The following is a 23,777-nucleotide window of genomic DNA, read 5'->3' as shown; positions in this document are numbered from 1 at the left end:
TCGTCATGACCACGCCCGTCTGCACCGGCGCCTCGAAGGCCGCCACCGTAGCCACCGGATACCCCTCGTTCTCGTCGTACGTACGGGCCAGGGGACCCGTGCTGCTGCGCACCGCACGCTCGCTGACCGCGAACCCGTGCGACGCCGAGGACCTGCTGCAGACCGCGCTCACCAAGACCTATGTGGCCTGGGAGCGCATAGAGGACCACCGGGCGCTCGACGGCTATGTCCGCCGCGCGCTGGTGAACACCCGCACGTCGCAGTGGCGGAAGCGGAAGGTCGACGAGTTCGCCTGCGAGGAGCTGCCCGAGCCGCTGGGTCTGCCCGAGCCGGACCCCGCCGAACAGCAGGTGCTGCACGACGCGATGTGGCGCGCGGTCATGAGGCTCCCGGACCGGCAGCGCGCGATGGTGGTCCTGCGGTACTACGAGGACCTCAGTGAGGCGCAGACGGCCGAGGTGCTCGGCGTCTCCGTCGGAACGGTCAAGAGCGCGGTGTCGCGGGCGCTCGGCAAACTGCGCGAGGACCCGGAGCTGGCCCCCGTCCGGTGACCCGATCGGCGACCGATGACAACCGTCCGGTGACCCGATCGACGGCCGATGACAACCGTCCGGTGACCCGATCGGCGGCCCGATCGATGTCCTCGCGGTAACTCGATCGATGGCCCCCGCCAATAACCGGCGGTAACACCCAATGACTCCGGGTAACCGCTGGTCAGCCCCGCCTGGGCGGTACGGCTCCGGCCGCCCCGCCCGTCCCCCGGCCGCTCCACCGCCCACCGCCGCGCTGACCAGCGAAGTGATCGCTGCTAGTTTTCCTCGATCGAATCTACTCTCGGGTAGTGACATACCTCTTGGTATGCGCGCAGAATCGGCTCACCTTGACGGACACGCAGCGCCCACCGGGAGGACGCCGTGCTCAGCACCATGCAGGACGTACCACTGACAGTGACCCGCATCCTGCGCCACGGGATGACCATCCACGGCGGATCGCAGATCACCACATGGACCGGCGAGGCGGAGCCGCACCGCCGTAGCTTCGCCGAAGCGGGATCACGGGCGACGCAGTTGGCCAACGCCCTGCGCGACGAGCTCGGAGTGGCCGCCGACGAGCGTGTCGCGACGCTGATGTGGAACAACGCGGAGCATGTGGAGGCGTACCTCGCGATCCCTTCCATGGGCGCGGTACTCCACACGCTCAATCTCCGGCTCCCCCCGGAGCAGTTGGTGTGGATCGTGAACCATGCCGCCGACCGGGTCGTGCTCGTCAACGCCTCTCTGCTGCCGCTGCTCGTGCCGCTCCTCCCCCACCTGCCGACGATCGAGCACATCGTCGTCTCGGGTTCCGGTGACCGCTCGGCGCTGGCCGGTGTCACGCCTCGGGTGCACGAGTACGAGGAGCTGCTCGCCGGCCGTCCGACCACCTTCGACTGGCCCGAGCTGGACGAGCGCAGCGCCGCGGCCATGTGCTACACCTCCGGGACCACCGGCGACCCCAAGGGCGTCGTCTACTCCCACCGGTCGATCTATCTGCACTCCATGCAGGTCAACATGGCCCAGTCGATGGGGCTGACCGACAAGGACACGACCCTGGTCGTCGTCCCGCAGTTCCATGTCAACGCCTGGGGTCTGCCGCACGCCACCTTCATGACCGGCGTCAACATGCTGATGCCCGACCGCTTCCTGCAGCCCGCCCCGCTCGCCGAGATGATCGAGCGCGAGAGGCCCACGCACGCGGCCGCTGTCCCCACCATCTGGCAGGGCCTCCTCGCCGAGGTCACGGCGAACCCGCGCGACCTCACCTCCATGGCCAGCGTCACCATCGGCGGGGCGGCCTGTCCGCCCGCGCTGATGGAGGCGTACGACAAGCTCGGCGTACGCCTCTGTCACGCCTGGGGCATGACGGAGACCTCGCCGCTCGGCACCATGGCCAACCCGCCGGCCGGCCTCACCGCCGAGGAGGAGTGGCCCTACCGCGTCACCCAGGGCCGCTTCCCCGCCGGCGTCGAGCCCCGCCTGGTCGGCCCCGGTGGCGAACACCTGCCCTGGGACGGCGAGTCGGCCGGCGAGCTGGAGGTACGCGGCCCGTGGATCGCCGGCGCGTACTACGGCGGCGCCTCGGGCGAACCGATCAGGCCCGCGGACAAGTTCAGCGAGGACGGCTGGCTGAAGACCGGGGACGTCGGGGTGATCAGCCCCGACGGCTTCCTGACGCTGACGGACCGGGCGAAGGACGTCATCAAGTCCGGAGGGGAGTGGATTTCGAGCGTTGAGCTCGAGAACGCCCTGATGGCCCACCCCGAGGTCGCCGAGGCGGCCGTCGTGGCCGTCCCCGACGACAAGTGGGGCGAGCGCCCGCTGGCCACGGTCGTACTCAAGGAGGGCGCCACGGCGGACTACGCGTCGCTGAAGGCGTTCCTCGGCGAGTCGATCGCCAAGTGGCAGCTGCCGGAGCGCTGGGCGATCGTCCCGGCGGTGCCGAAGACCAGCGTGGGCAAGTTCGACAAGAAGGTGATCCGCAAGCAGTACGCGGACGGCGATCTGGACGTCACCGAGCTTCGCTGACCCCCGGCCCGACGGACTCCCCGAAGGAGTCCGTCGGGCCGCGCTCAGCCCGTCGCCCCGGCCGCGCTCAGCCGGTCAGCCAGCGGCGCAGCAGCCCGCTCATCGCGGGCATCGCCACGTAGGTCATCAGCACACTGAACAGCACGGCGAAGACCGCGGTCCGCGCGACCAGCGGCAGTACGGACAGATACGGCCCGAGCACCGCGTTGCCCAGCAGCGAGATCGGGAAGATGGCGAGGCCCGAACTGATCGCCATCTTCCAGCGGGGCGGCGCGGGCCGGGTCGTGCCCGGCTTGGCGAACCAGGTCTCCATGCCGGTCAGCTCACGCCGGGCTATCTCGGTGTGATGGTGGCCTTCGCAGTGGGCGAACCACTCGGCCCGCTCCGGGGACTCCTGCCACCGTTCGAAGGCGGCGGCGTCCCGGAAGCGGTGCACCAGGAACCACGGCGCCCCGTCCGCCGAGGGCCGGAACAGACCGTGTCCGAGATGCCCGGGAAAGCGGGCGGCCGTGTCGAGGATGCCCCGCGCCCAGACCTCGAAGGCCTCCTCGTAGCCCTCCTCCACCTGGCGCGCGATGAGGAGGGTCACCTCGCCGTTGTCGGCGGGGACGGTGGCATGTTCGTGCTGGGCTGTCACGGTGGTGGTCACGGGGGCTTCTCCTCGTACGGTTGTACGGATCCTGCTGTCGCGCGCCCGCGTCAGCCTACGTGCGACCTGGAAGCGGGCCCCTCGCCCGGGGCCCCGCCCGCAGTCAAGGGCCGCTCCGCCCCGCATCCCGGCTCAACCGCGAACCGCGACCGCGAACCGCGAACCGCGAACCCGAACCGCGACCCCGAACCGCGACCCCGCGGTCAGTTGGTGCCGATCTTGGCCAGCAGATCGACGATCCGGGACTGGACCTCCGGGCTCGTCGAGCGCTCCGCCAGGAAGAGAACCGTCTCGCCCGAGGAGAGCTTGGGGAGCTCCGCCTGGTCGAGGCCGGCCGAGGTGTAGACGACCAGCGGAGTGCGGTTCAACTGGCCGTTCGCGCGCAGCCAGTCGATGATTCCGGCGCGTCGGCGGCGTACCTGCATCAGGTCCATGACCACCAGGTTCGGCCGCATCTGCTGGGCGAGCGTCACCGCGTCCGTGTCGGCGCCTGCGCGTGCCACCTGCATGCCGCGCCGTTCCAGCGTCGCTGCGAGCGCGGCCGCGATGTCGTCGTGCTCCTCGATCAACAGGACGCGGGACGGGTGCTGTTCGCTGTCGCGCGGTGCCAGTGCCTTCAGCAGGACGGCGGGGTCGGCGCCGTACGCCGCCTCCCGCGTCGCCTGCCCCAGCCCGGCCGCCAGCAGCACCGGCACCTCGGCGGCCACCGCCGCCTGGCGCAGCGACTGCAGCGCGGTTCGGGTGATCGGCCCGGTCAGCGGGTCCACGAACAGCGCGGCCGGGAAGGCGGCGATCTGCGCGTCGACCTCCTCGCGCGAGTGCACGATCACCGGGCGGTAGCCCCGGTCGCTCAGCGCCTGCTGCGTCGAGACGTCCGGTGCGGGCCAGACGAGCAGCCGACGGGGGTTGTCGAGCGGCTCCGGGGGGAGTTCGTCGTCGATGGGCTGCGGCTGGGGCTTGTTGGCCACCTCGACCGCGCCGCCCGGGCCGTCGAGCGGCTCGGGGCCCTCCGGTCCGTCCTCGTCGGGTGCCCCTATGGCGTAGGCCCGGCCCTCGGGCGGCGTGGACAACAGGGGCTGCGGCTGGGGCAGCGGATGCGGTCGGGCAGCGGAGTCAGCCGCTGACGGACGCTCGCCCTCCGGCGGCGCGGCCAGCTTGCGACGACGGCCCACAGCCGTGGGCGCGGGAGCCGGCGCGGGCACGGGGCCGGCCTGCTGAGCGGCGATCTGCTGGGCGAACGGCACACCCTGCCCGAGCGTGCGCACGCTGAACGCCCGCCCCTGCGAGGCGCCCGCGTCCTCCGCGGCCGACCCGGATACGGCCGCGGGCGACTCGGCCGGGAGCGGCTGCGCGGCGGGGCGCGGCGTGGCCGGGCGGGGCATCGCGGGCGGCAGCGATCCGGAGCCGGTGGTCGAACGCGTCTCCTGCGCCCCGGGAGCCGCCGGAGCAGGTGTCGTACCGGAGGCCGCGGGGGCCACCGAAGACGCCGGGGGTACGGGAGCCACAGGCGATACGGGAGGTACGGGAGGTACGGAAGACGACGAGACAGGCGCCGGAGGCATGGGGACCCCGTGGGGCGTCCCGGCACCGCCGTTGCTCGTCGGGCCCTGAGGCGCCCCGGCGAGGCCGGTACTCGTCGGGCCCTGAGGCGGCCCGGCGACGGCGCTGCCCGTCGGGCCCTGGGCCGGACCGGCGAGGCCGGTGCCCGAGGTACCGCTCTCCGGCCAGTCGACGCCGGGCGCGCTCGCGGGCTCCGGTTCCCTGCGCGCGCGTCGGCGGCCCGTCGGCGCGGGCACCGGATGCGGCTGCGGCGGGGTGTGGTCGTGATCGATGCCCGGTTCGGTCCGTACGGCGTCGTGACCGCCTTCGGCAGCGGGTACGCCGGGTACGGGCTCCGGGGCACGGTCCGCGGCGGCGGGCGGCAGCGCGAAGGCCGAACGCGGGCCTTCCGCAGCGGGTGAGGGCGATGGCGCGGCGCCGAGCGCCCGTCGCGCGCGGCGACCCGAAGGCTGCGGTTCGGGCTGGACCTGTGGCTGCTGCTGAACCTGCGGCAGGGGCTGAGACGGGGAGGGGGACGGGGACTGGGGGGCCGGCTGCGGCTGGACGGCCTCAAGGGCGGGAGGCAGTGCCGCCATGGCGCCCTCCGGCCGACGGGCCCGGCGCCCGGTCGGCACGTCCGAGGGAACTCCCTGCGGCGGCACGGTCTCCCCGAGCGCCGCACGCCCCTGGGCGCCCTCGGCGGCCGTGACGACGGCGCCCTCGGAGGGATTCGGCCGTCCGCGCCGACGCCCCGTGGGCTCGGCCGTGCCGGCGCCCGTACCCGTACCGGGTCCCGCGCCCGGCCCGCCCGGGCCCGAGTTCTGCGTCGGAATCAGGTCAGGAGCAGGAGAGGCAGGAGCCGTGCCCGCACTCGTGCCTCCGTCCTCCGTACGCCCACGTCGTCGCCCGGTCGGCTCGCTCACGCCCGCCGGGGCGACCGGGCTCTCCAGGAAGGCATCGGTCGACGCCCGCCGCGCCCGCCGCCGCCCGCCGCCGGTCGTGTCACCGGTACCGGTACCCGCCGCCGTCGCGGACGAGGACTGCTGTGACGGAAGCGCGAGCCCCGTCCCGGGCCCCTCACCGGAAGCCGGCGAAGGCGCAGGCACCGTGGCCGCCGGAGTTGGCACCGTCCCCGCGCCCGCGCCCAGCGGCACCTCCAGGACATACGCGCTGCCGCTCATCCCGGGCACGTCGTGCGTCTGGAGCACACCGCCGTGCGCCGTGACGATCCCGCGCACGATCGGCTCGTGCACCGGGTCGCCCCCGGCGTACGGCCCGCGCACCTCGATCCGTACGACCTCGCCCCGCTGCGCGGCGGCGACGACGATCGTGGAGTCCACAGATCCCCCGCCCGGTACAGGCCGGGCCCTGCCGGTGGAGTCGACGCCCGCGACATCCGCGACCAGGTGCGCGAGCGCCGTCGACAGCCGCGCCGCGTCCACCTCGGCCTCGATCGGGGGCGCGTGCACGGCGAACTGGGCCCGACCCGGGCCGATGAGTTCGATGGCCCCCTCGACGCCGGCCGCCACCACCGCGTGCAGCAGGGTGACGGTCTTCTTCAGCTGCTCCGTGCCCGCGTCGAGCCGCTGGAAGCTGAGGACGTTGTCGACGAGCGTGGTCATCCGGGCGTAGCCGGCGGCGAGATGGTGCAGCAACTGGTTGGCCTCGGGCCACAGCTGTCCGGCGGGGTCGGCGGCGAGCGTGCCCAGTTCGGTGCGCAGCTCCACCAGCGGACCGCGCAGCGCCTCACCGAGCACGGCGGTCAGCTGTTCGTGCCGGGCGGACAGCGCCGCGTACCGCTCGGCCTGCTTCTCGATCTCGGCGCTGTACCGCTCGCTCTTGTCCGCGAGCTCCGACGCGTGCTGCTCGGCCAGCTCCTCGTACGGCCGCCGGTCGGTGAAGGTCATCACCGCGCCGACGAGCTGGTCCCCGTCGCGCACCGGCGCGGTCGTCAGGTCGACCGGCACCTGGGCGCCGCTCTTGGCCCACAGGACCTGGCCCCGCACCCGGTGCTTGCGCCCCGACTTGAGGGTGTCGGCGAGCGGCGACTCCTCGTACGGGAACGCCTCGCCGTCGCCGCGCGAGTGCAGGATCAGCTGGTGCAGCGCCTGGCCGCCGAGGTCGCTGGCGCGGTAGCCGAGGATCTGGGCGGCGGCAGGGTTGACGAGCACGACCCGTCCGTCGGTGTCGGTCCCGACGACACCCTCGGAGGCGGCCCGCAGGATCATCTCGGTCTGCCGCTGGGAGCGGGCGAGTTCGGCCTCGGTGTCGACCGTGCCGGAAAGGTCGCGTACGACCAGCATGAGCAGTTCGTCGCCGGTGTAGGAGGTGTACGAGTCGTACGCCTCGCGCCCGTCCTCGAGGTTGGCACTGGTCACCTCGGCGGGGAACTCGCTGCCGTCGGTGCGGCGCGCGACCATCCGGGTGGGCTTCGTACGGCCCTGGTCGTCGGCGCCCTCGGGGCGCCGCATGGAGCCGGGGATGAGCCGGGAGTCGAACGCGGGCAGCAGATCGAGCAGTCCACGCCCGACCAGCGCCGTACCGGGCGTCTCGAACATGCCGAGCGCGATGGTGTTGGCGTTGACGACCGTGCCGTTGCAATTGACGAGCACGAGCCCGTCGGGCAGAGCGTCGAGTATGGCTGCGAGGCGAGCAGCGCCTCGGGATGGCCTGCTGCTCACGACGACGCTTCCTCCCTGACCCACTGCACCTTGCGGACGGCCGGCCCCATCTTGCCCCTCGGGCCGCAGCCTGTCACTGAAGGAGTCTAAAGGCAGGGGAGGGGCCGGCGGCGGCGGATGAGGGGGAGCTCTCACCAAGGTTATGTGCGCGCGGCGCACGCCTCCGGCACGTTTCCCCCGCCTTGACCTGCGCATACACCACCGTGCACCCCTCTCCCCGATCTCGGCGGCGCGGGCCGGGTCAACCCCGGACGCGGGGCAGGACCGGCTCCAGGTTCTCCCAGCGGTCGATCTCGCATCCGTTGCCCCGGGTGAAGCGGGCGTCGATGTCCCGTCCCCGCCAGGTGCCGGTGACACGGGCGACGGCCGACCCGCCGAACTGCTGGGTGCACATCTGGTCCTTGCCGACCCGCTTGAACGGGTCCTCGCCCCGCCCCGCGAGCGTCCGCAGCCGCTCGCAGGCGGCCTCGGCGGCCGGGTGGTTCCCGCCGGCCCCCGTCCCGCACTCCAGCGTGAATGTCCCGTCGGCCGCCCGGACGCCGCTCTTGGACACCGTCACGGTGAGCGAGTCCTGTGTCGACAGCAGGGGCAGCGGTGGCAACTGGAGCGCGGAGACCGACGGCGCGGCGGCCGTCAGCGCGGCCAGGGAACCGGCGGTGGTCAGAACGAGACGACGCAGCATACGAACTCCCGAGAGGTACGGATCCGGGGAGAGTCACCGGAATCTCCGACACGTCTAACGCTCCGCACGCCGGGGCGTTGCGCAAGTCGGGCACCCGGGAGTCCACAGTCCCGACGCGGCCGGCCACCACCGGGCCGGGTCATGACCGAGTCCGGGGCCACGACCGAGTCCGGGGTGCGGCCGAGGCGGGGCCGGGCCGGGAAGGGTTTTGCCCTGCGCCCCACGTGCCTAGTACCGTGGGGATCGATTGGTGACGGCCCACTGGGCTGTGTCATCATCTGCACGCACCACTCGCGCCCGCGCGGGTGTCACTGGAGGCGTCGCCTAGTCCGGTCTATGGCGCCGCACTGCTAATGCGGTTTGGGTCTTAAAGCCCATCGAGGGTTCAAATCCCTCCGCCTCCGCGCATGATCACCGAAGCCCCGGCCCCACGGCCGGGGCTTCGGCCGTTCCCGCCCCCCGACGGCGTCCACTTCGCGAGACCGGACCTCACCCGACCGGATGAACGTAGGCGCCCCAGGATCGCCTCTGACGGCATTTGCGCAGGTCAGAGGGGGTGCGTCGAATGGATTTCGCGTGACGGCGCAGGTCATGTAATGTTGTTCCCGCAACGCCGACCGGGAAGAAAAGCCCGGAACGCCAAGCACTCGTAGCTTAACGGATAGAGCATCTGACTACGGATCAGAAGGTTGCAGGTTCGAATCCTGCCGAGTGCACAGCCCGAGAGGCCCCCGGAGAAATCCGGGGGCCTCTCGCGTTGTCCCTGACAGTCGTGCCGGTCCTCAGGAGCGGCGCGTGTGAGTGAGAGGTGGCCGGCCGTGGCGGGGTGGCGGTGTCGGCGGCTCGTGTGGAGGGACGGGGGGCCCGGGCTGCTGTGGGAAGGCGGGCGGGTGAGTGCGCTGCGCTACGGGCAGGGCCTGGGGTTTCGCAGTGTGGGCGAGCGGGTCTGCGGTGGGGCGCGGGGGAATCCGTGTCCCGTGGGGGCCGTCGTCCCGGGGCGCGCCACAGGCGGCCAGTGCGGGGAGTGCGCGCGCCTCGATCGGGCGCACTCGGTGGCCGCGGACACCGTGGCCGATGATCCCCGGGTCTTCCGGGTCTATCTGGCCTGGTTCGGGCCGGGGCTCGTCAAGGTGGGGATCACCGCCGAGGAGCGCGGGGACGTGCGGCTGCTCGAGCAGGGAGCCGTGGCGTACGGGTGGCTGGGCCGGGGGCCGTTGATGGCGGCGCGTCGCACCGAGGAGCTGTTGCGGCACGCGCTCGGCGTGCCGGACCGGATTCCGTACGCGCGCAAGCGGGCCGTGCGGGCGGCGCTGCCCGGGGCCGGGGAGCGGGCGCGGGAGATCGGGGAGCTGTACGGGCGGGCCGTGGCGCTCGAGGGGTGGGCCGAGTCGCTGGAGCGGCTGGAGCTCGCCGTGGCCGATCACGCCGAGGCCTTCGGGCTGGCGGCGGTGACCGGGGTGGACGGGGTCGTCACCGAGCTGGTCGACGGCGGACGCGTCGCCGGAACGCTGGTCGCGGCCGCCGGGCCCGATCTGCACCTGGAGGCCGGGGACGGGCGGCGGCTGGTCCTCGACACCCGGCTGATGAGCGGATGGGAGCTTGTGGCGGCAGGAGCGGGGGAAGCGGTGAACGTGCCGGTCACAGCGGTGCGGGGACTGCAGGGCGGGCTCTTCTGACCGGATGGTCAAGTCTTGGATCCCTTTGGCGCCGGAGCCTGGACACGGCCTCACGGTCCGGCGGAGGGTGATCCACATGAGCGATCACCTTGTGGCCGGTCTCGAACCGCCCTACTACACCGTCGTGTTCACCTCCCACCTCGTCGAGAACGCCGACGGCTACGCCGAGACGGCCGAACGGATGCACGAGCTGGTCCAGGAGGTCCCCGGGTTCCTCGGGTACGAGTCCGCCCGGGCGCCCGGCGGGCTCGGCATCACCGTCGGATACTTCCGCGACGAGGAGGCGATCGCCGCCTGGCAGCGGGACCTGGAGCACCAGGCCGCGCAGAAGCAGGGGCGCGCCGAGTGGTACCAGCGCTACAGCGTCCATGTCGGAAAGGTCGAGCGGAGCTATGACTTTGAGCGAGCATGAGCGGGTCAGGGCGTTCTTCGGGCGGCTCGGGCTCCCCGGGCTGATCGACGTACACACCCACTTCATGCCCGAGCGGGTCCTCGACAAGGTCTGGGCGTACTTCGATGCCGTGGGGCCGCTGACCGGCATGGAGTGGCCGATCACCTACCGCGAGGAGGAGGACCGCAGGGTCGCGATCCTGCGGGAGTTCGGGGTGCTGCGCTTCACGTCGATGCTCTATCCGCACAAGCCGGGCATGGCCCGGTGGCTCAACGGCTGGGCCGCCGGCTTCGCCGCCCGGACGCCCGACTGTCTGCACACCGCCACCCTTTACCCCGAGGACGGAGTCGAGGGGTATGTGAGGGAAGCGGTGGAGGAGGGCGCGCGGGTCTTCAAGTCGCACTTGCAGGTGGGGAACTACGACCCCAATGACGGGCGGCTCGACGCGGCCTGGGGGCTGCTCGCCGACGCGGGTGTGCCGGTCGTCATCCATTGCGGTTCCGGGCCGGCGCCCGGTAAGTACACCGGTCCCGAGCCGATCGCCCGGCTGCTGGCCCGCCATCCGCGGCTGCGGCTGATCATCGCCCACATGGGGATGCCGGAGTACGCGGACTTCCTGGACCTGGCCGAGCGGTACGGGGAGGTGCGGCTGGACACCACGATGGCGTTCACCGACTTCAGCGAGCGGTTCGCGCCCTTCCCGGTGGCCGAGCGGGGGCGGCTGCGGGCGCTGGGGGAGCGGATCGTGCTGGGCAGCGACTTCCCGAACATCCCGTACGCCTACACGCATCAGCTGGAGGCCCTGGAGCGGCTGGAGCTGGGGGACGCGTGGCTGCGGGGCGTCTGCCACGACAACGCCGCGGCGCTGTTCGAGCTCGCCGGGCCAGCGGATTCTTAGAGAAATCACAGGGACGCGAAAGACTTCTCTCAGCCACCCGGCCGAGTGTGTTTCCATGACCGCGACCTCGCCCCAAGGGCGTACCGAAATGCTCCGGCCCGACGGATCCTCCGTCCGGGTGCTCGTCGTGGACGACGAGGCGTCGCTCGCCGAGCTGCTCTCGATGGCTCTGCGCTATGAGGGGTGGGAGGTGCGCAGTGCGGGCGACGGCGCGGGGGCGGTGCGCTCGGCGCGCGAGTTTCGGCCGGACGCCGTGGTCCTCGACGTGATGCTGCCGGACATGGACGGCCTCGCGGTGCTCAGCAGGCTGCGACGGGACCTGCCCGACGTTCCCGTTCTCTTCCTGACGGCGAAGGACTCCGTGGAGGACCGGATCGCCGGGCTCACGGCCGGCGGCGACGACTACGTCACCAAGCCGTTCAGCCTGGAGGAGGTCGTGGCGCGGCTGCGCGGCCTCATCCGGCGCTCCGGGTGTGCGATGACCCGGTCCGAGTCGCTGCTGGCCGTGGGGGATCTGACGCTCGACGAGGACAGCCACGAGGTGACGAGGGCCGGCCAGGGCATCCATCTGACCGCGACCGAGTTCGAGCTGCTGCGGTATCTGATGCGCAATCCGCGCCGGGTGCTGAGCAAGGCACAGATCCTGGACCGGGTGTGGTCGTACGACTTCGGCGGGCAGGCCAATGTGGTCGAGCTGTACATCTCGTATCTGCGGCGCAAGATCGACGCCGGACGGTCGCCGATGATCCACACCCGGCGCGGCGCCGGATATCTGATCAAGCCCGGTGAATGAGGGATGAGCCCCTGGTCGCTGCGCAGGCGGCTCGTCGTGTCCGCCGTGGCGCTGATCGCCGTGGTCGCGGCCGTGATCGGCACGGTCACCACGCTGGCGCTGAGCAGCTCTCTGTACGAAAGGCTCGACACCGACCTCGACAAGGTCGCCGAGCGCGGGGCGGGACTGACCGCTCCCCCGTTGCCGGGGCTCCGGCCCGATCCGCTGGACTTCCTCACCAGGGGCGGCCAGCAGATCGGCACGCTCGGGGCCGTGCTCGGTCCCGACGGCACGGTCACCGGCGGGGCGGTGAGCGTCGAGCGCCGGAACACCTCGATGAGTTCCGACGACGCGCGGAGCCGGCTGGACGAGCGGCAGATCCACGCCCTGGAGAAGGTGTCGCCGGACGGTCAGCCGCACAGCGTGGAGCTGCCGGGGATCGGCGAGTACCGGGTGGTCGCCGCCTCCGGCCCCAACGGGTCGCTCCTGGTGGGGCTTCCGACCGCCGCCGTCCAGGACACCGTCGACACCCTGGTCCTCGTCGAGCTGTCCGTGACCGGGGCGGGGCTCGTCGCCGCCGGTATCGCGGGCGCCGCCCTGGTCGGGGTGGCGCTGCGTCCGCTGCGCCGGGTCGCCGCGACCGCTCGGCGCGTGAGCGAACTCCCGCTCCACAGCGGAGAGGTGGTCCTGTACGAGCGGGTGCCGGACGCCGAGGCCGATCCGCGAACGGAGGTCGGGCAGGTGGGCGCGGCGCTCAACCGGATGCTCGACCATGTCCACGCCGCGCTGAGCGCGCGGCAGCAGAGCGAGACGCGGGTACGGCAGTTCGTCGCGGACGCCAGCCATGAGCTGCGCACTCCGCTGGCGTCGATCCGCGGGTACGCGGAGCTGACCCGGCGCGGCCATGAGGAGACCGGGCCGGACACCCGGCACGCGCTCGGGCGGATCGAGTCCGAGGCGACCAGGATGACCGGGCTCGTGGAGGATCTGCTGCTGCTGGCACGGCTGGACGCGGGACGCCCGCTCTCGTACCGGAGCACCGATCTCGCACCGCTGGTGGTGGACGCGGTGAGTGACGCGCGGGCGGCGGGGCCGGACCACGTGTGGCGCCTGGAGCTGCCCGACCGGCCCGACGAGCCGCCGGCCGTGGAGGGTGACGCCGCCCGGCTCCATCAGGTCCTGGTCAACCTGCTCGGCAACGCCCGTACGCACACGCCTCCCGGGACCAAGGTCACCGCCCGGATCCGCACGGAGGCGGCGCGGGTGGTCGTCGAGGTCGAGGACGACGGTCCCGGCATCCCGGCCCCTCTGCGTCCGCACGTCTTCGAGCGCTTCGCCCGGGGTGACGCCTCACGGTCCCGCAACGCCGGTTCCACCGGCCTCGGCCTGGCCATCGTGCGGGCCGTCGTCACCGCGCACGGCGGCGAGGTCGACGTGCGGTCCGCGCCGGGACACACGGTCTTCTCCGTCCGCCTCCCGGTGAACGGCCCGGGCTCACAGGCGGGGCACAGGCTCATCACACAGGTGTGACAGCGCGGCCCGGAAGCGTCGGGGTCATGCGAACCGACAGCTTTGTGGGGGCCCTGCCCGCCCGCGAGCACCTGCCCGTGGGCGTCGCCGGCCGACCCGTACTGGACGTGGTGGTCCCCGTCTTCAACGAGGAGAAGGATCTCGAAACCTGCGTACTGCGGCTGCGCGAGCATCTGGCCCGCACCTTTCCGTACGGCTTCCGCATCACCGTCGCCGACAACGCCTCCACCGACCGGACACCGGAGATCGCGTCCCTGTTGGCGGCGACCCTCCCCGAGGTGCGGGCGGTCCGGCTGGAGCAGAAGGGGCGGGGGAGGGCGCTGCGGACCGTCTGGTCGCACTCGGACGCGCCGGTCCTCGCGTACATGGACGTCGATCTGTCCACCGACCTCAACGCGCTGCTGCCGCTGGTCGCCCCGCTCATCTCCGGCCACTCGGACCTGGCGATCGGGTCCCGGCTCGCGAGGTCGTCGCGGGTGGTGCGGGGCGCCAAGCGGGAGCTCATCTCCCGTACGTACAACCTGATCCTGCGGGGCTCGCTGGCGGCGCGGTTCTCGGACGCGCAGTGCGGATTCAAGGCGATACGGCGTGAGGTGGCCGAGCGGCTGCTGCCGATGGTCGAGGACACCGGATGGTTCTTCGACACCGAGATGCTGGTCCTCGCCGAGCGGGCCGGACTGCGCATCCACGAGGTACCGGTCGACTGGGTCGACGACCCCGAATCGACCGTGCACATCGTCCGCACGGCGACGGACGACCTGAAGGGCGTCTGGCGGGTGGGGCGGGCGCTGGCCACCGGGTCGCTGCCGCTCGACCGGCTCGCCCGGCCCTTCGGGGACGACCCCCGCGACCGTGCCCTCCACGGCGTGCCGGGCGGGCTCGCGCGCCAGCTCGTCGGCTTCTGCGCGGTCGGGGTGCTCTCCACGCTCTTCTATCTGCTGCTGTACTCCGCCCTCCGGGCGGGCCTTGGACCCCAGTTCGCCAACGCGGGCGCGCTGCTGATCTCGGCCGTGGCCAATACGGCGGCCAACCGGAGGTTCACCTTCGGAGTCCGGGGCCTGGACCGTGCCGTACGACACCAGGCGCAGGGCCTGGTCGTGTTCGGCATCGGCCTCGCCCTTACCAGCGGCTCGCTGGCCGCGCTCGGAGCGGCCGCGGGCCATCCGTCCCACGGCACGGAACTGGCGGTGCTGATCGCCGCCAACCTCGCGGCGACGGTGCTGCGGTTCCTGCTCTTCCGTGCCTGGGTCTTCCCGGACCGGCGCGAGGCCCCGGCGCCCGGTGGCCTCGGGCATCCGGATCGCCCCAGCCCGCGCGACGACGCGTATGCCCACCCCGCGCACGGCCACCACCCCTGTGCCGACGAACCGAGGAACGCACGATGACGACGACCTACGACCTGCACGACGGCGGGCCGCACGACGGCGGGGCTCCGCCGCGCGCCGCCGCGCCGGCGGCCACGCGGACGGCCCGGCTGTGGCGCGGCCGGTCCGAGGACGCCCCCTGGGTCAGGCCGGCGCTGCTGGCCCTGCTCCTGGTCACGGGCGTGCTCTACGCCTGGAACCTCGGCGCCTCCGGATACGCCAACTCCTTCTACTCCGCGGCCGTCCAGGCCGGCAGCGAGAGCTGGAAGGCCTTCTTCTTCGGCTCGTCCGACGCCGGGAACTCCATCACCGTCGACAAGCCGCCCGCCGCGCTCTGGCCGATGGCCCTGTCCGTGCGGTTCTTCGGACTCGGTTCGTGGCAGATCCTGCTGCCCGAGGTGCTGATGGGTGTCGGGACGGTCGCCCTCGTGTACGCGGCGGTGCGCAGGCGCTTCAGCGCCGCCGCCGGGCTGGTCGCGGCGCTGGTGCTCGCGCTCACCCCGGTCGCCGCGCTGATGTTCCGCTACAACAACCCGGACGCGCTGCTCGCGCTGCTGCTGACCGTCACCGTGTACTGCGTCCTGCGCGCCCTGGAGGACGCGCGGACCAAGTGGCTCGTGTGGGCGGGCGTCGCGGTCGGCTTCGCCTTTCTGACGAAGACCCTCCAGGCCTTCCTGGTCCTGCCGCCGACGGCACTGGTGTACGCGGTGTGCGCGCCGACCACCCTGCGGCGCAGGCTCGGGCAACTATGCCTCGCCACCGTCGCGTTGACCGTGTCCGGCGGCTGGTGGGTGGCGATCGTCGAGCTGTGGCCGGCGGCCTCGCGCCCGTACATCGGCGGCTCGCAGACCAACAGCTTCCTGGAACTGACCTTCGGCTACAACGGCCTCGGCCGGATCAACGGAGACGAGGTCGGCAGTGTCGGCGGCGGCCGGGCTCCGGCGGGTGTCGACGCGCCGATGCGGGCCGGCGGCGGCTGGGGAGAGACCGGCATCGGCCGGATGTTCAACGACTCCGTCGGCGGTCAGATCTCCTGGCTGCTCCCGGCCGCGCTGCTGCTGCTCGTCGCGGGCCTCGTCGTCACCTGGCGGGCGGGGCGCACCACCGGGACGGTCGAAGGGATGGCCCGGGCTTCGTTCCTGGTGTGGGGTGGGGCGCTGCTGTCGACGCTGGCGGTCTTCAGCTTCATGGCCGGCATCTTCCACGAGTACTACACGGTGGCCCTGGCCCCGTACATCGCCGCTCTCATCGGCATGGGCGTCACCGTCCTGTGGGAGGAGCGCGCGAGGCTGCTCGCGGCGGTGGTGCTGGCCGGGACGGTGGCGATGACCGGCTGGTGGGCGTTCGTCCTGCTCGGCCGGACGCCCGACTACCTGCCCTGGCTGCGCTGGGCGGTGCTCGTCGGCGGGATCGTGGCGGCTCTCGCGCTGCTGGTCGCGGGGCGGGCGGGCCGGCTCGGCAGGCGGCTCGCGCTGGGCGCCGCCGGGCTCGGCCTGGCGTCGGCGCTCGCGGGGCCTCTCGCGTACACGTTGACGACCGTGTCCGGGGGGAGCAGCGGCTCGATCATCACGGCGGGTCCGGCGTCGGCGCGGGGCGGCCCGGGCGGCATGCGCATGGGCGGTGGGCCGGTGTTCTACGGAGCTCCGGGGCAGGGGACGCCTGGGCAGGGCCGGTTCCCGGCGCCGGGGGGCGGCCCGCAGGCTGCTCCCCAGGGCCAGACGCCCCCACAGGGCCAGGGAGTCGGGCAGGGTCAGGGGCCCGGCCAGGGCCCCGCTCAAGGGCGGGCCGGGACCGGAATGCGCCCCGGGGATGACGGTGGGCGCTCCGGCGGCGGTCCGGGCGGCCTTCTCGACACCACCGAGCTCGGTGCCGCGACGAAGAAGAAACTGATGGAGAACGCGGACGCCTACACCTGGGTCGCCGCGACGTCCCCCTCCCAGAAGGCGGCCGGGTACCAACTGGCCACCGGGAAGCCGGTCATGCCGATCGGCGGCTTCAACGGCAGCGACCCGTCGCCGACGCTCGCCCGGTTCAAGCAGTACGTCGCGGACGGGGAGATCCACTACTTCATCCCCGGCAGTGGCGGGATGCGGACGGCGCAGGGCGAGAGCCCCGGGAGCGGGATCAGCGCCTGGGTCGAGGCCACGTTCACGAAGGTCACGGTCGACGGGGTCACGCTCTACGACCTGACCCGGAAGGCGTGACTCCGGCGGAGTCCCGGCCCGGGGCCCGGGGATGAGTTCCGCCTCCGCGAAAAACTCCTGTACGGCGTAAGGGAAACCCTTGTACGGTGTATGGCGATCGGGTCCCATACACCGTACAAGGAGCGTGCATGACGGCGACGACAGCCGAGACCGACACCCCCGCCCCGAGCGGCGGCCACCCGCAGCGCTGGCTGATCCTCGGCGTCATCTGCCTCGCCCAGCTCACCGTGCTGCTCGACAACACCGTCCTCAGCGTCGCGATCCCCTCCCTCACCAGGGAACTCGACGCCTCCACCTCCGACATCCAGTGGATGATCAACGCATACTCGCTGGTCCAGTCGGGCCTGCTGCTCACCGCCGGCAGCGCCGCCGACCGCTACGGCCGCAAGCTGATGCTCATCTCCGGCCTCGCGGTCTTCGGCATCGGCTCACTGGCGGCCGGACTCGCCCAGAGCTCCACGCAGCTCATCGCGGCCCGCGCCGGCATGGGCATCGGCGGGGCGCTGCTGATGACCACGACCCTCGCCGTCGTCGTCCAGATCTTCGACGACAGTGAGCGGGTGAAGGCCATCGCGCTGTGGTCGACGGTCAGTTCGCTGGGCTTCGCCGCCGGGCCGCTGATCGGCGGCGTCATGCTCGACCACTTCTGGTGGGGCGCGATCTTCCTCATCAACATCCCGGTCGCGGTCGTCGGTCTTCTCGCCGTCGCCGCGCTCGTCCCCGAGTCCAAGCACCGGCAGGGCGCCCGCCCCGACCTGCTCGGCGCGCTGCTCTCCACCATCGGTATGACCGCCGTCGTGTACGCGATCATCTCCGGCCCCGGCCACGGCTGGACGTCGGGCCAGGTGCTGGGCGCGGGAGCGGTCGGTCTGCTGGTCCTCGGGGCCTTCACGCTCTGGGAGCTGCGCACCCCGCACCCGATGCTGGACATGCACTTCTTCCGCAACCAGCGCTTCGTCGGCGCGGTCGCGGGCGCGATCCTGGTCGCCTTCGGCATGACCGGCTCGCTCTTCCTGCTCACCCAGCACCTGCAGTTCGTGCTCGGGTACGGGCCGCTGGACGCCGGTCTTCGGACGGCGCCGCTCGCACTGACCGTCGTGGCCCTCAACCTCACCGGGGTCGGCGCGCGGCTGCTGCCAAAGATCGGCACCCCCTGGACCATCGCCCTCGGCATGGCCCTGGTCGCGGCCGGACTCGCCGCCATCGCCCTGCTCGGCGGACAGCACGGCTACGGCGGGATGCTGCTCGGACTCGTCGTCATGGGCGCGGGCGTGGCCCTGTCCATGCCGGCCATGGCCAACGCGATCATGAGCGCGATACCGCCGGAGAAGGCGGGCGTCGGCGCGGGCATCAACGGCACGCTGGCGGAGTTCGGCAACGGACTCGGAGTGGCCGTCCTCGGAGCCGTACTGAACTCCCGCTTCGGCGCGCTCGTATCCGTCTCCGCGGCCTCCCTCCCGGCGGCGCTCGCCGCGGCGGACGGGCCGGCCGAGCGGGAGCGGATCGCCGACGCCTTCGCCTCGGGCCTGGAGACGAGCCAGCTGGTCGGGGCGGCGGCCGTCCTCGCGGGCGGTCTGCTGGCGGCGCTGCTGCTGCGCCGGGCGGAGAGGAGCGGGACGGCGAGGAACGGGGTGGGGAAGGCGGCGGCATAGCATCGGGAGCCAGCAGCGAGGAGGAGTGCCATGGGGTCGGCAGCCGACCGTACGAAACGCCCGGCGGCCCGGTCGAGTGTGTGGCTGGACGGCAAGGGCCGGCGCGGCCGCAAGGCCGACCAGCCCTCCGCACTCGACCTGGACAGGATCACGGCGACGACGGTGCGGCTGCTGGACGCGGAGGGCCTCGGCAAGTTCTCGATGCGGCGGCTCGCCGCCGAGCTGAACGTCACCGCGATGTCCCTCTACTGGTACGTCGACACCAAGGACGACCTGCTGGAGCTGGCGCTCGACGAGGTCTTCGGAGAGGTGGCCCTCCCCGACACGTCCGACGCCGAGAACTGGCGCGGGCAGCTGCGGGAGCTGGCCACCGGCTACCGGGGCGTCCTGGTGAAGCACCCCTGGGTCTCCCAGCTGGTGGGCAGCTTCCTCAACATCGGCCCGTACGCGACGGCCTTCGGCCGCAGCGCCCAGCGGGTCCTGCGCAACACCGGCCTGCCGCCGCACGGCCAGATGGGGGGACTCTCGGCGGTCTTCCAGTTCGTGTACGGGTTCGGCACGGTGGAGGGCCACTTCATCGCGCACTGCGCCGGCGCCGGGGTCAGCCAGGACGAGTACGTCGCGCAGGCCATGGGTGCGATCGGGGAACAGCCCGAGCTCGCGAAGGACTTCGAGGAGGCGGCGGCGCTGATGGAGGCGGGGGGCGGCGGCTCGGTGGAGGAGAAGCGCGAGCGCGACTTCGTCTACGCGCTGGACATCCTCGTCAAGGGCATCGAGGCGATGCGGGAGACGGACTAGGCCCCGACGGCCGTTCTCACGGCCCGGCCCCGCCCCGCCCCCAGCGGCCGGGCCGCCCGCCCGCTGCAACCCGGCTCCGGCGGCCGGGCCGCCCGCCCGCCTCCCCTAGAGCGCCGGCAGGTTCCCCTGGACCGCCTGGATGTCGAGTTCCACCTTCAGGGTCGTTCCGATCGCCGAGATGCCCGCCTGCACCACTTGGTTGTAGTTCATCGCGAAGTCGTCCCGGCGCAGCTCGGCCGTCGCGCGGAACGCCGCCCGTACCCCGCCCCACGGGTCGGGCCCGGTGCCCAGATACACGAGGTCCAGGGGCACTTCACGTACGACACCGTGCAGTGACAGGTGACCGTGCACCGTCCAGCGGTCGGGACCGGACGAGGTCAGGGCGGTCGAGGTGTAGGTGATCTGCGGGAACGCGTCCACGTCCAGGAAGTCCGGCGACTTCAGGTGCTTGTCGCGCATTCCGTTGCCCGTGTCGATCGAGGCCGCCTCGATCACCGCGTCGACCCGCGACCGCTCCAGGTCCTCCCCGTTCCCGGCGATCTCGATACGGCCGCCGAACTCGGTGAACCGGCCGCGCACACTGGAGATCCCCAGGTGCTGGGCGACCGCCGCCACCGTCGAGTGCACCGGGTCGATCGACCAGAGACCCGGCGGCGGCAGCTCGGCACCGCCCCGGCGGGCCAGGACGACCGTGCCCACATCGGCCCGGCCGCTCGCCGTGACCAGCGCGGTCTGCGCGGCGGGGGCGTAACCGACGGCCGTCACGATCACCGTGTACGGGCCCGGCGCGAGCGCCACATCGGCCCTGACCAGGCCCTCGGTATCGGCGGCCGCCCGCAACACCTGCGTACCGGTCATGTCGGTCATCGTCACGACCGCGTGCTGGAGCGCCCAGCCGTCCCGCGTCCGAACCTGTGCGTGCAGTCCCATCCCGTATCTCTCCTCGCGCAGAAAAAACGGGGCGGCAGGCCGTCCCCTGCCTGCCGCCCCGGAACCCGCGGGCGTCCGCTCGAAGCGCCCGCGGGGGTCGGATCACTCGCCGGGGTGGGCGAGTGCGATGTCGTGGCCGTCCACACCGCGGCCGGCCACGGTCAGGGTCCCGGCCACCGGCGGATAGCCGGTCGCTATGACCGTGTACTCGCCCGCGTCCAGGTCGGCGAACGCGTAAGCGCCGTCGGAACCGGTCGTCGCCGTGGAGACGACGTTCCCCGCCGCGTCGAGCAGGGTCACCCGGGCGTCGGCCAGCGGAGCGTGGTCGCCGCCCGCCCGGACCGTGCCGCGCACCAGCGCGCCGGCCTGCAGCGCCGCCTCGATCCGGGTCACGCCCTGGCCGCCGATCTCCACCGGCAGGGCCAGCGGTCGGTAGCCCTCGGCGTTGACCGCGACGGTCACGGAGCCCGGGACGAGCTCGGCGAAGGAGAAGACGCCGTCCTCGGCGGACTTCCCGGTCGCCAGCACATCGCCGCGCACATCCGTGACGATCACCATCGCGCCGTCCACCAGTGAGCCACCGGCCGCCGCGACCACGACACCGGTCAGTCCGCTCGTACCGGAGAGCAGGATGTCGTAGGCCAGCGGCTCGTCACCGACGACCACCGTGGACGCCTGCGGCTGAAAGCCGTCGGCGGAGGCGATCAGCACGTACGAGCCGGTGCCGGGCGCGTACAGCGTGTAGACGCCGTCGGCCGGAGCGACCGCGCGGCCCAACTGCCGTCCGCCCAGCGAGATCAGGGTGACGGCGGCGCCCGGGAGGGGCGTGCCCTCGGCGGTGCGGACCGCGCCACGGACGGCGATGCCGTTCACCGGAGCCGCGGTGGCGGCCGGAGCCGACGCCGGGAGCTCCGCGGTCTTCTCGTCCGACTTCTCGCCCGCCTTCGCGACGGTCTTCTCGAGGGACTTCTCCTCGGGGGTCACCGAACTGCTCTTCAGCGCCACCTCCTTGATGAACAGGGTCACCAGGAACGCCAGCAGCGCGAAGGGCGCCGACCAGAGGAAGACGTCCGCCACACCGTGGCCGTACGCGCTCTCCATCACCGTACGGATCGGCGCGGGCAGCGCGTCCAGGTCCGGGATGCCGCCGCCGCCCGTGCCGCCGTGGCCCATCGCCGCGCCCTGCGGGCCGAGCTCCGCGAGCCCGTCCTTGACGTACTTCGTCACCCGGTTGGCGAGCACCGCGCCCAGCGCCGAGACGCCGACGGCGCCGCCGAGGGACCGGAAGAAGGTGACCACCGAGGAGGCCGCGCCGAGGTCGGCGGGGGCCACCTGGTTCTGGGTGCAGAGCACCAGGTTCTGCATCATCATGCCGAGGCCGAGGCCCATGACCGCCATGAAGACGGCGATCTGCCAGTACTCGGTGTCGTAGCGGATGGAGCCGAGCAAGCCCAGGCCCGCCGTCACCAGCACACCGCCGCTGACCAGCCACGCCTTCCACTTGCCGGTCTTGGTGATGATCATGCCGGAGGCGGTGGACGAGACGAACAGGCCCGTGATCATCGGGATGGTCATCACGCCGGACATCGTCGGCGACTTGTCCCGGGCCAGCTGGAAGTACTGGCTGAAGAAGACCGTGCCCGCGAACATCGCGACACCGACGAAGAGCGAGGCGAGCGAGGCCAGGGTGATCGTGCGGTTGCGGAACAGCCGCAGCGGGATGATCGGCTCACTGGCCTTCGACTCGACGAGGACGAAGAGCGCGCCGAGCACGACCGCGCCGCCGACCATCGCGGCCGTCTGCCACGACATCCAGTCGTACTTGTCACCGGCGAAGGTGACCCAGATCAGCAGCAGCGAGACCGCAGCGCTGATCACCAGGGCACCCGCCCAGTCGACCTTCACCTGCCGCTTCACGACCGGAAGCTTCAGGGTCTTCTGGAGGACGAGCAGCGCGATGAGCGCGAACGGCACGCCGACGTAGAAGCACCAGCGCCAGCCGAGCCAGTCGGTGTCGGTGATGACCCCGCCGAGCAGCGGGCCGCCGACGGTCGCCACGGCGAAGGTGGCACCGAGGTAACCGCTGTACCGGCCGCGCTCACGCGGCGCGATCATCGCGGCCAGGATGATCTGGGAGAGGGCGGTGAGACCGCCGACACCGATGCCCTGGACGACCCGGCAGGCGATGAGCATGCCGGTGTTCTGGGAGAGACCGGCGACGACCGAGCCCGCCACATAGATGACCAGGGCGACCTGGACGAGCAGCTTCTTGGAGAAGAGGTCGGCCAGCTTGCCCCAGAGCGGGGTGGTGGCGGTCATCGACAGCAGGGCAGCGGTCACGACCCAGGTGTAGGCGCTCTGGGTGCCGTCGAGGTCCTTGATGATCTCGGGCAGGGCGTTGGAGACGATCGTCGACGAAAGGATGGCGACGAACATGCCGAGCAGCAGCCCGGACAACGCCTCCATGATCTGCCGGTGGGTCATCGGAGCGCCGTCGGCGGAGCTGTGCCCACCGTGCCTGGCGTGGCCGCCCCGCACACCGGTGGGTAGGGGCCTCCCCTCCGAAGGTTGGGGAATGGTCGTAGCCATGAACTTCCTTCGTCTCTAAGTCTGGGGTGCTGATGTACGGGTGGCGTGGGCCCGGCAGTCGCCGAACGAGTCGCGGAGACGGCCCAGCAGGGTGGTGAGCCGTTCGACGTCGTCGTCGGACCACTCGGTGAGCGTGCGGGCGAACATCTCCCGTACTCGGCGGTCGAGTTCGGTGAGCATGTCCCGGCCCGCGGGGGTGAGCCGGAGGATGCGCGAGCGCTTGTCGGCCGGGTCGGGCAGACGCTCGATCCAGCCGCGCTCGGCGACATGTGCCACATGACGGCTGCTGACCGACATGTCGACGGCCATCAGCTCGGAGAGCCGGCTGATCCGCATGTCGCCGTGGTGGTCGAGCAGGGTCAGGACGGCGGCGGAACCACCCGGGCACTCGGCGGGCAGGGTCCGTGCGAGTCCCCGCTTCACGGCGCCGATGGCACTCAGCTGCCGGGCGAGGTTCTCGTACCGACTCTGTTCGGCCATCCGAGAGCACCCTTCTCCATCTTGTTGCTTAGGGCAACCATAGAAGCTGTTGGTTGCTACAGGCAAACTAAAAAGGGGCGAAGGGTCTTAAAAAAGTGGCAAAGGAGCTCAGGAGCGTGCGGGGGTTGGGCCGGAACCCCAGGTTCGCTAGGGTCCTGCCCCATGGCACACAACCCCCACGCACCGCAGGGTCAGGGCCCCGAGGGCTCCTACGACCCCTCCGGCAGCACGCAGATGTTCCGCGCCTTCGTCGACGAGGGCACCCCCCAGCGACAGCAGCAGGCTCCGGCGCCGGCCGGACCCCGTGTCGGAGTGATCGCCGGTGTGGTCGCGCTCGTGGTGGTCCTCGCCGCGGTCGCCTGGCTCGCCTTCAGCTAG

At 72.1% G+C, this 23,777-nt stretch carries 18 protein-coding genes and 2 tRNA genes; 14 read left to right on the top strand and 6 right to left on the bottom strand.

From position 1 onward, the window contains the following. Nucleotides 1-5 precede the first annotated feature (5 nt). Together ACZ5VC_RS14030 and ACZ5VC_RS14025 are read left to right on the top strand one after the other, a co-directional pair. Nucleotides 6-551, top strand: coding sequence for a SigE family RNA polymerase sigma factor (locus ACZ5VC_RS14030; protein ID WP_469120306.1), 546 nt, complete (start codon nt 6-8; stop codon nt 549-551). A gap of 363 nt (nt 552-914) precedes the next feature. Beyond that, nucleotides 915-2,564: a long-chain fatty acid--CoA ligase gene (locus ACZ5VC_RS14025; protein ID WP_469120305.1), complete on the top strand. Its 1,650-nt coding sequence runs from the start codon at nt 915-917 to the stop codon at nt 2,562-2,564. Between the two features lie 67 nt (nt 2,565-2,631). Here the strand turns inward: ACZ5VC_RS14025 and ACZ5VC_RS14020 are convergent, their stop codons facing one another. From ACZ5VC_RS14020 to ACZ5VC_RS14010, 3 genes are all read right to left on the bottom strand, one after another. Beyond that, entirely contained in the window at nt 2,632-3,213 is a 582-nt protein-coding gene (locus ACZ5VC_RS14020) for an antibiotic biosynthesis monooxygenase (protein WP_469120304.1), read from the bottom strand. A 203-nt stretch (nt 3,214-3,416) separates the two neighbouring features. Beyond that, nucleotides 3,417-7,433 carry a response regulator gene (locus ACZ5VC_RS14015; RefSeq protein WP_469120303.1) on the bottom strand — a complete coding sequence of 1,339 codons (4,017 nt, stop codon included), beginning with the start codon at nt 7,431-7,433 and terminating at the stop codon, nt 3,417-3,419. A 241-nt stretch (nt 7,434-7,674) separates the two neighbouring features. Then, a complete protein-coding gene (locus tag ACZ5VC_RS14010; RefSeq protein WP_469120302.1) occupies nt 7,675-8,115 on the bottom strand; it encodes an SSI family serine proteinase inhibitor in 441 nt (146 codons plus the stop codon). 313 nt (nt 8,116-8,428) lie between these two features. Here ACZ5VC_RS14010 and ACZ5VC_RS14005 point away from each other — a divergent pair. The 11 genes from ACZ5VC_RS14005 to ACZ5VC_RS13955 all read left to right on the top strand — a co-directional run bounded on the left by ACZ5VC_RS14005 (nt 8,429) and on the right by ACZ5VC_RS13955 (nt 19,400). Next, nucleotides 8,429-8,519: transfer RNA gene (locus ACZ5VC_RS14005), tRNA-Ser, on the top strand. Nucleotides 8,520-8,758: 239 nt separating this feature from the next. Continuing rightward, nucleotides 8,759-8,831, top strand: a tRNA-Arg gene (locus ACZ5VC_RS14000). A gap of 102 nt (nt 8,832-8,933) precedes the next feature. Further along, nucleotides 8,934-9,791, top strand: coding sequence for a DUF2797 domain-containing protein (locus ACZ5VC_RS13995; RefSeq protein WP_469120798.1), 858 nt, complete (start codon nt 8,934-8,936; stop codon nt 9,789-9,791). A 76-nt stretch (nt 9,792-9,867) separates the two neighbouring features. Continuing rightward, nucleotides 9,868-10,203 (top strand): antibiotic biosynthesis monooxygenase family protein, encoded by a 336-nt coding sequence (locus tag ACZ5VC_RS13990; RefSeq protein WP_469120301.1) that lies wholly within the window; start codon nt 9,868-9,870, stop codon nt 10,201-10,203. Then, nucleotides 10,160-11,080, top strand: coding sequence for an amidohydrolase family protein (locus ACZ5VC_RS13985; RefSeq protein WP_469120300.1), 921 nt, complete (start codon nt 10,160-10,162; stop codon nt 11,078-11,080). The genes ACZ5VC_RS13990 and ACZ5VC_RS13985 overlap by 44 nt, the downstream gene beginning before the upstream one ends. Nucleotides 11,081-11,135: 55 nt before the next feature. Further along, the gene (locus ACZ5VC_RS13980; protein ID WP_469120299.1) at nt 11,136-11,873 is read left to right on the top strand and encodes a response regulator transcription factor; all 738 of its coding nucleotides are present in this window, start codon (nt 11,136-11,138) and stop codon (nt 11,871-11,873) included. A 3-nt stretch (nt 11,874-11,876) separates the two neighbouring features. Next, entirely contained in the window at nt 11,877-13,382 is a 1,506-nt protein-coding gene (locus ACZ5VC_RS13975) for a sensor histidine kinase (protein ID WP_469120298.1), read from the top strand. A 26-nt stretch (nt 13,383-13,408) separates the two neighbouring features. After that, nucleotides 13,409-14,767, top strand: a complete 1,359-nt coding sequence (locus ACZ5VC_RS13970; protein ID WP_469120297.1) for a bifunctional glycosyltransferase family 2/GtrA family protein — start codon at nt 13,409-13,411, stop codon at nt 14,765-14,767. Continuing rightward, nucleotides 14,764-16,950 carry an ArnT family glycosyltransferase gene (locus ACZ5VC_RS13965; RefSeq protein WP_469120296.1) on the top strand — a complete coding sequence of 729 codons (2,187 nt, stop codon included), beginning with the start codon at nt 14,764-14,766 and terminating at the stop codon, nt 16,948-16,950. The genes ACZ5VC_RS13970 and ACZ5VC_RS13965 overlap by 4 nt, the downstream gene beginning before the upstream one ends. 128 nt (nt 16,951-17,078) lie before the next feature. Further along, complete coding sequence (locus ACZ5VC_RS13960) at nt 17,079-18,602, top strand: MFS transporter (RefSeq protein WP_469120295.1); 1,524 nt, start codon at nt 17,079-17,081, stop codon at nt 18,600-18,602. A gap of 30 nt (nt 18,603-18,632) precedes the next feature. After that, nucleotides 18,633-19,400, top strand: a complete 768-nt coding sequence (locus ACZ5VC_RS13955; protein ID WP_469120294.1) for a TetR/AcrR family transcriptional regulator — start codon at nt 18,633-18,635, stop codon at nt 19,398-19,400. Nucleotides 19,401-19,505: 105 nt separating this feature from the next. Here the strand turns inward: ACZ5VC_RS13955 and ACZ5VC_RS13950 are convergent, their stop codons facing one another. The 3 genes from ACZ5VC_RS13950 to ACZ5VC_RS13940 all read right to left on the bottom strand — a co-directional run bounded on the left by ACZ5VC_RS13950 (nt 19,506) and on the right by ACZ5VC_RS13940 (nt 23,399). After that, on the bottom strand, nt 19,506-20,330 hold the full coding sequence (locus ACZ5VC_RS13950; RefSeq protein ID WP_469120293.1) for a YceI family protein: 825 nt from the start codon (nt 20,328-20,330) through the stop codon (nt 19,506-19,508). Between the two features lie 102 nt (nt 20,331-20,432). Continuing rightward, nucleotides 20,433-22,814, bottom strand: coding sequence for an MFS transporter (locus ACZ5VC_RS13945; RefSeq protein WP_469120292.1), 2,382 nt, complete (start codon nt 22,812-22,814; stop codon nt 20,433-20,435). 120 nt (nt 22,815-22,934) lie between these two features. Next, nucleotides 22,935-23,399 carry a MarR family winged helix-turn-helix transcriptional regulator gene (locus ACZ5VC_RS13940; RefSeq protein WP_468708800.1) on the bottom strand — a complete coding sequence of 155 codons (465 nt, stop codon included), beginning with the start codon at nt 23,397-23,399 and terminating at the stop codon, nt 22,935-22,937. A gap of 162 nt (nt 23,400-23,561) precedes the next feature. On the opposite strand from ACZ5VC_RS13940, the gene ACZ5VC_RS13935 reads away from it, so the two are divergent. Next, a complete protein-coding gene (locus tag ACZ5VC_RS13935) occupies nt 23,562-23,777 on the top strand; it encodes a hypothetical protein (RefSeq protein ID WP_469120291.1) in 216 nt (71 codons plus the stop codon).

It is taken from the genome of Streptomyces sp. NPDC033174, from assembly GCF_055577795.1.
This window is presented reverse-complemented; position numbering and strand designations above follow the sequence as displayed.

Excerpts from the sequence above, each read along its gene's own strand:
- ACZ5VC_RS13980 (WP_469120299.1), top strand. The coding sequence starts at position 11,136 with ATGACCGCGACCTCGCCCCAAGGGCGTACCGAAATGCTCCGGCCCGAC.
- ACZ5VC_RS13990 (WP_469120301.1), top strand. The coding sequence starts at position 9,868 with ATGAGCGATCACCTTGTGGCCGGTCTCGAACCGCCCTACTACACCGTC.
- ACZ5VC_RS13950 (WP_469120293.1), bottom strand. The coding sequence starts at position 20,330 with ATGGGACTGCACGCACAGGTTCGGACGCGGGACGGCTGGGCGCTCCAG.
- ACZ5VC_RS13970 (WP_469120297.1), top strand. The coding sequence starts at position 13,409 with ATGCGAACCGACAGCTTTGTGGGGGCCCTGCCCGCCCGCGAGCACCTG.
- ACZ5VC_RS14010 (WP_469120302.1), bottom strand. The coding sequence starts at position 8,115 with ATGCTGCGTCGTCTCGTTCTGACCACCGCCGGTTCCCTGGCCGCGCTG.
- ACZ5VC_RS13960 (WP_469120295.1), top strand. The coding sequence starts at position 17,079 with ATGACGGCGACGACAGCCGAGACCGACACCCCCGCCCCGAGCGGCGGC.
- ACZ5VC_RS13965 (WP_469120296.1), top strand. The coding sequence starts at position 14,764 with ATGACGACGACCTACGACCTGCACGACGGCGGGCCGCACGACGGCGGG.
- ACZ5VC_RS13935 (WP_469120291.1), top strand. The coding sequence starts at position 23,562 with ATGGCACACAACCCCCACGCACCGCAGGGTCAGGGCCCCGAGGGCTCC.
- ACZ5VC_RS13940 (WP_468708800.1), bottom strand. The coding sequence starts at position 23,399 with ATGGCCGAACAGAGTCGGTACGAGAACCTCGCCCGGCAGCTGAGTGCC.
- ACZ5VC_RS13985 (WP_469120300.1), top strand. The coding sequence starts at position 10,160 with ATGTCGGAAAGGTCGAGCGGAGCTATGACTTTGAGCGAGCATGAGCGG.
- ACZ5VC_RS14030 (WP_469120306.1), top strand. The coding sequence starts at position 6 with ATGACCACGCCCGTCTGCACCGGCGCCTCGAAGGCCGCCACCGTAGCC.
- ACZ5VC_RS13975 (WP_469120298.1), top strand. The coding sequence starts at position 11,877 with ATGAGCCCCTGGTCGCTGCGCAGGCGGCTCGTCGTGTCCGCCGTGGCG.
- ACZ5VC_RS13955 (WP_469120294.1), top strand. The coding sequence starts at position 18,633 with ATGGGGTCGGCAGCCGACCGTACGAAACGCCCGGCGGCCCGGTCGAGT.
- ACZ5VC_RS13945 (WP_469120292.1), bottom strand. The coding sequence starts at position 22,814 with ATGACCCACCGGCAGATCATGGAGGCGTTGTCCGGGCTGCTGCTCGGC.